Source organism: Mycobacterium sp., from assembly GCF_050700595.1.
GTDB lineage: Bacteria > Actinomycetota > Actinomycetes > Mycobacteriales > Mycobacteriaceae > Mycobacterium.
In genome coordinates this window covers 19465-28594 of sequence record NZ_JBOHHI010000120.1, presented here as the reverse complement: position 1 = coordinate 28594, position 9130 = coordinate 19465, and the positions used below count along the sequence as shown (strand labels likewise).

The following is a 9130-nucleotide window of genomic DNA, read 5'->3' as shown; positions in this document are numbered from 1 at the left end:
CGTCGGCGTCGGGAAGGCTGAAGGCGGGCGCTTTGTCGCCGGGCTGCAGGCGTGCGGTGTCGGTCACCGAGGGTCCCTTTCTGTTCACCGGCGCGTCGTGTTCGGCGCCGGCTGCTCTAGGGTAGTGCGGAGGCACCCCAGCCAGGTCGGTGGTGCGGGACGACAGGGAGGACAAGAGTGGCGGACCGCGATCCCGACACCATCAAGCAGGAGATCGACCAGGCCCGCGAACAGCTGGCCTCGACCGTCGATTCGCTCGCTGAGCGGGCCAATCCCCGGCGTCTCGCCAACGACGCCAAGTCCCGGCTGCTTGCGTTCGTCAAGAAGCCCGCGGTCGCGGTCACCCTGGCCGGGGTTGGGGCGCTGGCCATCGTCCTGGTGGTCCGCCGGGTACGCAACCGCTGACCGGGATTTTCTGCGGTGCCTGGTGCGCCGTGAGAGTTTCGAACTCCCGACCCGCTGATTAAGAGTCAGCTGCTCTACCAACTGAGCTAACGGCGCTGGATCTTTCTCGACACGCGAGAATAACAGCCACCACCTCGCATGGCGAATCTAATGTGGGTATCCGCCGAGCGTCACAACGCAGCCAGACGGGTAACCCTTAGACTACTCCCAGTAGTACTTGGGTCGGCGGGTCGCAAGGGGGAGTAAGGGCAGATGGCAGGTCAGTTGATGACCCGCGCGCGGCGCTGTCGGCGCTGGGCGGTCATGCTGATGTTGCCGGTTGGGGTCTTCGGCGTTGCCGCCTGTGGCAGCGGCGGCAACACACCACCGGCCGCCGTCATCTTCGACAAGGGCACGCCGTTCGGTGACTTGCTGGTTCCCAAGCTGACCGCGTCGGTGACCGACGGTGCCGTCGGTGTCGCCGTGGACAGCCCGGTGACGGTGAGCGCCGACGACGGTGTGCTGGCCTCGGTCACCATGGTCAACGAAAACGGCAGATCGGTGAGCGGTCAGCTCAGCGCCGACGGCGTGCACTGGAAAACTACCGAGCCGCTCGCCTACAACCGGCGCTACACGCTGACCGCCAAAGCCCGCGGACTGGGCGGCGAGGCCACCCGCCAGATGACGTTCCGAACCCATTCACCGCACAACCTGACGATGCCCTATGCGGTGCCTCGCGACGGCGAGGTGGTCGGTGTCGGCGAGCCGGTGGCGATCCGGTTCGATGAGAACATCGCCAACCGCGCTGCGGCGGAGAAGGCCATCACGGTGACCACGGACCCGCCCGCCGAGGGTGCGTTCTACTGGCTGAACAACCGCGAAGTACGTTGGCGGCCAAAGGAGTTCTGGAAGCCGGGGACGGCGGTCGACGTGGCGGTCAACACCTACGGCGTCGACCTTGGTGACGGGTTGTTCGGGGAGGACAGCATGAGCACCCACTTCACCATCGGTGACCAGGTCATCGCGACCGCCGACGACTCCACCAAGGTGTTGACCGTGCGGGTCAACGGCGAGGTCGTCAAGACGGTGCCGACCTCGATGGGCAAGGACAGCACGCCGACCGCCAACGGGATCTACATCATCGGTGAGCGGTTCGCGCACATGATCATGGACTCGTCGACCTACGGCGTCCCGGTCAACTCCCCGAACGGATATCGCACCGAGGTCGATTTCGCCACCCAGATGTCCTACAGCGGGGTATTCGTCCACTCCGCGCCGTGGTCGGTGGGCGCCCAGGGGCACACCAACACCAGCCACGGCTGCCTCAACGTCAGTCCGAGCAACGCACGGTGGTTCTACGACCACACCAAACGCGGTGATGTCGTCGAAGTCATCAACACCGTCGGCTCGACGCTGCCGGGAACCGAAGGACTCGGCGACTGGAACATCCCATGGGACCAGTGGCACGCCGGCAACGCTGAGGCGTAACGCCTGCTCGCACAGTCGTTTACGTCGGAACTCCATCCGGTTCACCGGATTCCACCCGCGAGTCGAGATATGTGGACAGCTCTTCGCGCAATTCGGACGTGATGAGGCCAAGCTGGCGTCGCGATGGAGTGGTTCCGGCACGAGCATCACGCTCTGCGGTCAGTGACCGGCCCCACAAAAACGCACATGCTTTGACCATCGAGTCGCGGTCGAGCCCAAGCGCGGCGGCGGTTTGTACGTCGGCGCGGGCATATCCCGCTGCCGTGGCGATTTCCGCATTGCTGCGTCCAGCCAGAGCGAAGCGCGGGGGTGTGACCGGTGTGTCGGTGAACAGGGCGGCGGGCGGTGCGCCAGCCAAAGCGTCGCGCACGCCACCGCCGTCGATCACGACGCCCTCCGCCAGCTTGATTGGAGTCTCGGAGATGACCAGATCGGCCAGCGTGACGTGGAAGTCAGGCTGCGCGAGGCGGTCGAGTGCAGCACAGATGATGAGATACGTTGCCAGGGAAGGGGTTACGTCGCCCCTTTCAAAGGCTGCGGCGCGCAGGTAGCTCCACGGGAAGCCCAGTGCGGTGACTTCCCTCGCCAACTGGTCATGCGTCACCCGGAGAACCTCTGAGCGGATGCGGCGGACGTTCGCACCGACGACAGCGACCAGTGGCCGTGCGGCGTCAAAGACGTCAGGTGTGGCGCGGGTCACGTATCTAAGCGTATCTGATCTGCGAGTCGTTCTGGACATGCCGCCCAATTTCGGATACCTTGGGACCCGGTACAAGGATGTATCAGAAATCCGAAACATTCTCATTGATCATGGATTGGCGCGCGCAGATGCTCCTCGCTGTGGACAGCAGTAACCCCGGGTGCCCGCGCAGTGCCAACCTTGCCTATACCGCGGCACCGGCGCAGCGGCGTCGTGCTCACCGCCGACGTGAGCCACTGCGTGGCCACGCCACTGAGTTGGTCAGGTTCCAATCTCCGGCGGACTGGTAGCCGGCCAGACGGATTGGGACAACAGAAATGGCATCGAACAGAGGATGAACGAGTAATGGCTTCCACCAAGGGATCTCACACAACCCCGCCCGGCTTGAACGTGATGGTCGCGCTGCTGATTTTGGCCGCGCTGTTTGTGGCATTCGGCTGCTGGTTCGACGACGAGGTCCACCGTCATACCGAACGTCAGGGCGCGGCGTATCACACGCTCGTCAATCCAGGTAGCAATGCGACGTCCTTGGGGTGAGTGACGGGACTCGAACCCGCGACTTCCAGGATCACAACCTGGTGCTCTACCAGCTGAACTACACTCACCATCGCCACCAGCCGAGCCGACGGGCGGCGTCGTCGATACTAACCGCTCGGGTGCTCGGTAGCCGAATCGATTTCCTCCGGTGCGGCGGCTATCGCCCCAAGCTCGGCGGCCGCCGCCGCGATATCGCTGGTGGCCGGGCCTGGCGGCGGCGCAAAAGCGGTGCGCCGATAGAACTGCAGTTCTCGGATCGATTCGTGGATGTCGGCCAGCGCGCGGTGCGCCAGTCCCTTGGCCGGCTGACCGAAGTAGATACGGGGATACCAACGCCGGCACAGCTCCTTGATCGAACTGACGTCCACCATCCGGTAGTGCAGGTAGGAGTCCAACGCGGGCATGTCGCGGGCGATGAATCCACGGTCGGTGGCGATCGAGTTGCCGGCCAGCGGCGCGGTCTTGGCATGCCTGACGTGGGTGCGGACGTAGTCGAGCACCATCTCTTCTGCGGTGGCCACGTCGACGGTCGATGCACGGACTTCGTCGGTCAGGCCGGAACGGGTGTGCATGTCGGCGACGACGTCGATCATCGATGACAACGCTGCGTCGTCGGCGTGGATCACCAGGTCGACACCCTCACCGAGAATGTTCAGGTCGCCATCGGTCACCAGGACCGCGATCTCGATCAACTTGTCCGACGCCAGGTCCAGCCCGGTCATCTCGCAGTCGATCCACACCAGTTCGTCGCGTACAGCGTTCACGTACGACCACGCTAGCGGCCAGGTCTGCCCCGATGGCGCAGGTGCCCAGTAATGTCGTGCTCGGCCAGCACTAGTTGGGGAGAGGATAGGCGCCACGATGAGCTCTGAGTCGAAACCGGGAACAACCCCCGCACAGCAGATCGCGGCCGGTTACGCGGTCGAGGGCCAGGCGCTGGAGCTGGGCACTGTGGTCGTCGACGGGACCGTCGACCCGGCCGCGCAGATCCGCATCCCGCTGGCCACCGTCAACCGGCATGGCCTGGTGGCGGGCGCCACCGGCAGCGGCAAGACGAAGACGCTGCAGCTGATCGCCGAGCAGCTGTCCGCGGCGGGTGTTCCGGTGCTGATGGCCGACGTCAAGGGCGACCTGTCCGGCCTGGCCCGGGCCGGACAGGCCAGCGACAAGATCACCGCGCGCGCCAAGGAAACCGGTGACGACTGGCAACCGACCGCCTTCCCGGTGCAGTTTCTGTCGCTGGGTACCAGCGGCGTCGGCGTGCCGGTACGGGCCACCATCGCCAGCTTTGGCCCTATTCTGCTGTCGAAAGTGTTGGGGCTCAACGCAACTCAGGAGTCAACGCTGGGGCTGATCTTCCATTGGGCCGACCAGCAGGAGCTGCCGCTGTTGGATCTGAAGGACCTGCGCGCGGTGATCAGCCACCTCACCAGCGACGAGGGTAAGTCCGACCTGAAAGAGTTGGGCGGCGTTTCCGCGGCGACGGCCGGGGTCATCCTGCGAGCCCTTGTCAATTTGGAAGCCGAGGGCGCCAACACCTTCTTCGGCGAGCCCGAACTCAAGCCTAAGGACGACCTGGTGCGCGTCGATGACAAGGGCCGCGGGGTCATCTCGTTGCTGGAGCTCGGCGACCAGGCCGCACGCCCGGTGCTGTTCTCCACCTTCCTGATGTGGGTGTTGTCCGATCTCTTCAAATCCATGCCCGAGCTCGGCGACGTGGACAAACCCAAGCTGGTGTTCGTCTTCGACGAGGCCCACCTGCTGTTCACCGATGCGTCGAAGGCGTTCCTGGAACAGGTGGAGCAGACCGTCAAGCTGATCCGCTCCAGGGGTGTCGGCGTGTTCTTCTGCACCCAGCTGCCGACCGATATCCCCAACGACGTGCTGTCCCAGCTGGGGGCGCGCGTCCAGCACGCCCTGCGCGCGTTCACCCCCGACGACCAGAAGGCACTGGCCAAAACCGTCCGCACCTATCCGAAAACCGATGTCTACGACCTGGAGTCGGCGCTGACATCGCTGGGTATCGGGGAGGCCGTGACCACCGTGCTGTCGGAGCGGGGCGCCCCTACCCCGGTGGCGTGGACCCGGCTACGCCCACCGCGGTCATTGATGGCTGCTATCGGTGACGACGCGATCAGCGCCGCGGCCAAGGCCAGCCCTCTGCACGCCAAATACGGTCAGACCATTGATTCGAGATCCGCCCACGAAATCTTGAAAGAAAGAGCAGCACAATCCACCCCGGCCGATCAGCCGGAAAAGGCGCGATCAAAGCGCGTGCGCGAGCGGCAGGGCTGGTGGAAGCGGTTCCTGAATAGCCGGGGCTTTCAGACCTTCCTCAACGCGCTCGGCAGGGAACTCGTCCGCAGCATGCGCGCCAACAACAGGCGGCGGCGTTAGCGGGTCAGCCGCCCAGCTTCTTGTAGAAACTGCCCACGATCGGGGCGACGATAGCGCGCGGGGCATACTGGCTGGCCACCGACATGGCCTTCGACGTCAGGCCCGGAACGACGCGCATTTTGTTGCGCGCCAACGCATCCAGCGAGATGCGGGCGGTGTGCTCAGTTGAGATCCACAGGAAATCCGGTACCAGCTTTTCAACGAGGGTCTGCTCGCCTTGATCCGGGAGCTCGGTGCGTACCGGACCCGGCGCCAGCAGCGTGACGTGCACACCGGAGCCGCGCAGCTCACCACGCAACGATTCGCTGAAGGTGTTCACGAACGCCTTGGTGGCCGCATAGGTCGCGTTATAGGGGATCGGCGAATTACCCGCCGCCGAACCGGAAATCAAGATGCCACCCGCCCGGCGCTCGATCATGCCCGACAAGACCGCCAACGTAAGGTCGTGCACCGCAATCGCGTTGAGTTGTACCTGGGCCTTTTCGGCCGCGGGATCCAGGCCTGACACCGGCCCGAACGTCGCAGTACCCGCGTTGGCGCACAGGATTGAGATGTTTCGGGTGGCCAGCTCGTCGGTCAGCTTTGCCCGGTCGGCAGGGTCGGTGAGATCGACCGGGCGCACTTCGACGGCGACGCCGTACTTCTCCACGAGACGTGCGGCCAAATCGGTGAGCACGTCCTCGCGTCGTGCGGTGATGATCAGGCTGTGGCCGCGCGCAGCCAGTTCGGTGGCCAGTGCCGCACCGATGTTTTGCGAGGCTCCGGTGACGACGGCACGAGCATCGGGGCTGGGGGCGGGTACAGGCATGCGGCAAGCGTAGACAACGCTCTAGAGTCCCTGCATGAGCAACCCGGCGCCGGGTTCGCGCACCGTTGAGCGGTCCAGGGTGCTGGCATGGGCGCTGTGGGACTGCGGTTCCACCGGCCTGAGCGCGATCGTCGTGACGTTCGTGTTCTCGGTCTACCTGACCGGCACCGTCGGCCAGGGGATGCCGGGCGGCAGCTCACCGGCCAGTTGGCTGGGCCGCGCGCTGGCGGTCGCCGGGCTGACCATTGCGGTGCTGGCGCCGGTCATGGGCGTGTGGGTGGAGACCCCGCGCCGGCGGCGCAGGGCGCTGACCGTCCTGACCGGTGTCACGGTACTGCTGACCAGCGCGATGAGCCTGATCCGCGACCTTCCCGGGTACCTGTTGCCCGGCTTGGCGCTGCTCGCGGGTGCGGCGGCATGCGGCGACCTCGCCAGCGTCCCGTACAACGCGATGCTGCGCCAGCTGTCTACACCGCATTCATTCGGCCGGATCTCCGGCTTGGGCTGGGCCTCGGGCTACGTCGGCAGCGTCGTGTTGCTGCTGGTGGTGTATGCCGGTTTCATCTCCGGAAAAGGCGACACCCGCGGGCTGTTGCATCTGCCCACCAGCGACGGCACCAATGTCCGGGCCGCGATGTTGCTGGCGGCCGCCTGGTTGGCGCTGCTGGCGCTGCCGTTGCTGTCCACCGCTCATCGGCTGCCCGCAACCGCCGAGCCGTCGGGCGCGGTGGGCGTGAAGGGTGCCTACCGCAGGCTGTGGTCGGATCTGCGGGACGAGTGGCGCCGTGACCGCAACCTGGTGTACTTCCTGCTGGCCAGCGCCGTCTTCCGGGACGGGCTGGCCGGGATCTTCACCTTCGGCGCGGTGCTGGGCGTCAACGTGTACGGGATCTCGCACGCCGATGTGCTGATCTTCGGGGTGGCCGCCAGCGTGGTGGCCGCGGTGGGCGCGGTGCTGGGCGGCCTGTTCGACGACCGGGTCGGGTCGAAGCCGGTGATCGTGGGGTCGCTGGTAGCGATCATCACGATGGCGCTCGTCTTGATGATGTTGTCCGGCCCCGGTCCGTTCTGGTTGTGCGGACTGCTGCTGTGCCTCTTCATCGGGCCGGCGCAGTCCTCGTCACGCGCTCTGCTGCTGAGGATGTCAAGGCATGGCAAGGAAGGCGTGGCCTTCGGCCTCTACACGATGACCGGACGCGCGGTGTCGTTTTTGGCGCCGTGGTTGTTCTCGGTCTTCGTCGACGTGTTCGGCGCCGTCCGAGCCGGCATGGGTGGGTTGTGCCTGGTGCTGATTGGCGGGCTGCTGGCCATGCTGATGGTGCGCACACCACGCCGCGGCGACTTCGTGCATCTGCCGCAAAGCGCCGGTTAAGCCGGGGCGTCGCAGACCGTCAGCCCCGCGCCGGTGCGCTGGCGGACCTGCACCCCGCCCACTGTGAGGGTGCAGGTCACGTCGTGGCCGATGTTGACGATCGTGACGTTGGCGTTGCTACCCGACTTCGACAGGGTGACTTCCTTGCTCCACGGCAGCGCCACGTTGAACTCGGTCTGTACGACGTCGCCGTTGTCCCGGTAGGTGATGCTGATGGCGCGACCTTCCCCGGTGACGTTGTAGACGACGGTGTCGATGCCCGCACCGGATTCGGGGGGTGACGTGGCCGTGCCACTCGGCGTCGATGAGGTGGGGGCCGAGGTGGTCGTGGCGGAGCTCTTGGAGTTCGGCATCGCGGGCAACGGCGCGACGGCGCTCTGCTTTTTGGCCGAGCCGTTGGCGATGACAAGTGCGATGACCAACGCGATGACCAGCACCACCGCGGCTGCCGCGGCGATCCACAACCAGCGCGGCGTCTTCGGTCGGTTCGGCGGCAGTTGCTGCGTCGGCTGATCCGGTGCGGATTGATCCTGCGACCAGTACTGCGGCAACTTCGCGGTCGGGTTGGGTTCGGTCGGATTCGCGCGCGGGTACTGCGGTGGCGCATAGGGTGATTGGCCGGCATAGGCCGGATCGGTGTACGGCGGATAAGGCTGGCGAATCGGCTCGGTCGGTTCGGCCCCCGGTCGACGTGGATCGTTCATGCCCGGCTCACGCCCCGCCTCATTCTGGCAGAGTACCTGCAGGACAACGCTTGGCTGTGGTCCACCCGGTCGTCACCGGCACTGATCGCCGACCGTCAGCGCGGCAATCGTCATCGCCCGCATCACGGCGCGTGAACGCGACACCCGCACCGCTCTGCTGTCACCGGGTTTCATGCTGTGCGGCGTCGAGTTCAGCAAGCCGAAAACTGCGTGCGCCATCAGCCGGGCATCGGCCTCGGCAAGCCCGGGCTCCAACTCGCGCAGCACGCCCACCCAGACCTCGACATACTGTCGCTGCGCGCTGCGGACCTGGCGCTCGGCGTCGTTCGGCAGATGCGCCAGGTCGCGGTCCTGGATGCGGATCAGATCCGGTTCACCGAGCACAAAGTCGAGGTGGAAGTCGACCAGGCCGTCCAGCGCCTCGGCGGCGCGGCGGCTGCGCGACAGCACTTCGCGGGCACCGGCAAGCAACCGGGTGCTGATGCCGACCAGCAACTCGACCAGCAGCGACTCCTTATTGGGAAAGTGCCGGTAGATCGCCGGACCGCTGACACCCGCGGCCGCGCCGATATCCTCCAGCCGCACCGCCAGGAAACCGCGCTCGGCGAACAGCCGCTCGGCCGCCGACAGCAGCTGCACGCGTCGATCGGACTTCAACTGGCTGCGACGGTTCGGGCCCGCCTGATCGGCCGGGGCAGATGCTGCCATGGCGGCCTCCTGGACACTTCGGTTAATGACCA

At 65.9% G+C, this 9130-nt stretch carries 10 protein-coding genes and 2 tRNA genes; 5 read left to right on the top strand and 7 right to left on the bottom strand.

The window, feature by feature from the left end; all coding sequences use genetic code 11:
* The first annotated feature begins 177 nt into the window (after positions 1-177).
* The gene (locus tag ACRDTL_RS11935) at positions 178-405 is read left to right on the top strand and encodes a DUF3618 domain-containing protein (protein WP_431506912.1); all 228 of its coding nucleotides are present in this window, start codon (positions 178-180) and stop codon (positions 403-405) included.
* A gap of 20 nt (positions 406-425) precedes the next feature.
* Here the strand turns inward: ACRDTL_RS11935 and ACRDTL_RS11930 are convergent.
* A tRNA-Lys gene (locus ACRDTL_RS11930) sits at positions 426-501 on the bottom strand.
* A 207-nt stretch (positions 502-708) separates the two neighbouring features.
* Between ACRDTL_RS11930 and ACRDTL_RS11925 the strand changes: the two genes are divergently transcribed.
* Positions 709-1872 carry a L,D-transpeptidase gene (locus tag ACRDTL_RS11925; RefSeq protein ID WP_431506915.1) on the top strand — a complete coding sequence of 388 codons (1164 nt, stop codon included), beginning with the start codon at positions 709-711 and terminating at the stop codon, positions 1870-1872.
* 19 nt (positions 1873-1891) lie between these two features.
* Here ACRDTL_RS11925 and ACRDTL_RS11920 read toward each other — a convergent pair whose 3' ends face one another.
* Entirely contained in the window at positions 1892-2572 is a 681-nt protein-coding gene (locus ACRDTL_RS11920; protein WP_431506911.1) for a hypothetical protein, read from the bottom strand.
* A gap of 345 nt (positions 2573-2917) precedes the next feature.
* On the opposite strand from ACRDTL_RS11920, the gene ACRDTL_RS11915 reads away from it, so the two are divergent.
* Complete coding sequence (locus ACRDTL_RS11915; protein ID WP_431506910.1) at positions 2918-3109, top strand: hypothetical protein; 192 nt, start codon at positions 2918-2920, stop codon at positions 3107-3109.
* Here ACRDTL_RS11915 and ACRDTL_RS11910 read toward each other — a convergent pair.
* Both ACRDTL_RS11910 and orn read right to left on the bottom strand, forming a co-directional pair.
* Positions 3102-3177 (bottom strand) — tRNA-His (locus ACRDTL_RS11910). The two genes, ACRDTL_RS11915 and ACRDTL_RS11910, sit on opposite strands and share 8 nt — an antisense overlap.
* Positions 3178-3216: 39 nt before the next feature.
* Positions 3217-3873 carry an oligoribonuclease gene (gene orn, locus ACRDTL_RS11905; RefSeq protein ID WP_431506909.1) on the bottom strand — a complete coding sequence of 219 codons (657 nt, stop codon included), beginning with the start codon at positions 3871-3873 and terminating at the stop codon, positions 3217-3219.
* A gap of 97 nt (positions 3874-3970) precedes the next feature.
* On the opposite strand from orn, the gene ACRDTL_RS11900 reads away from it, so the two are divergent.
* Positions 3971-5506: a helicase HerA-like domain-containing protein gene (locus ACRDTL_RS11900; protein WP_431506908.1), complete on the top strand. Its 1536-nt coding sequence runs from the start codon at positions 3971-3973 to the stop codon at positions 5504-5506.
* A 4-nt stretch (positions 5507-5510) separates the two neighbouring features.
* On the opposite strand, the gene cmrA is transcribed toward ACRDTL_RS11900, so the two are convergent.
* The gene (gene cmrA, locus ACRDTL_RS11895) at positions 5511-6314 is read right to left on the bottom strand and encodes a mycolate reductase CmrA (RefSeq protein WP_431506907.1); all 804 of its coding nucleotides are present in this window, start codon (positions 6312-6314) and stop codon (positions 5511-5513) included.
* A gap of 34 nt (positions 6315-6348) precedes the next feature.
* Here cmrA and ACRDTL_RS11890 point away from each other — a divergent pair, with 34 nt between their 5' ends.
* The gene (locus tag ACRDTL_RS11890) at positions 6349-7686 is read left to right on the top strand and encodes an MFS transporter (RefSeq protein ID WP_431506906.1); all 1338 of its coding nucleotides are present in this window, start codon (positions 6349-6351) and stop codon (positions 7684-7686) included.
* Here ACRDTL_RS11890 and ACRDTL_RS11885 read toward each other — a convergent pair.
* Positions 7683-8390, bottom strand: coding sequence for a hypothetical protein (locus ACRDTL_RS11885; RefSeq protein ID WP_431506905.1), 708 nt, complete (start codon positions 8388-8390; stop codon positions 7683-7685). The genes ACRDTL_RS11890 and ACRDTL_RS11885 overlap by 4 nt on opposite strands.
* A gap of 72 nt (positions 8391-8462) precedes the next feature.
* Positions 8463-9098 carry an SACE_7040 family transcriptional regulator gene (locus tag ACRDTL_RS11880; RefSeq protein ID WP_431506904.1) on the bottom strand — a complete coding sequence of 212 codons (636 nt, stop codon included), beginning with the start codon at positions 9096-9098 and terminating at the stop codon, positions 8463-8465.
* Positions 9099-9130: the final 32 nt, after the last annotated feature.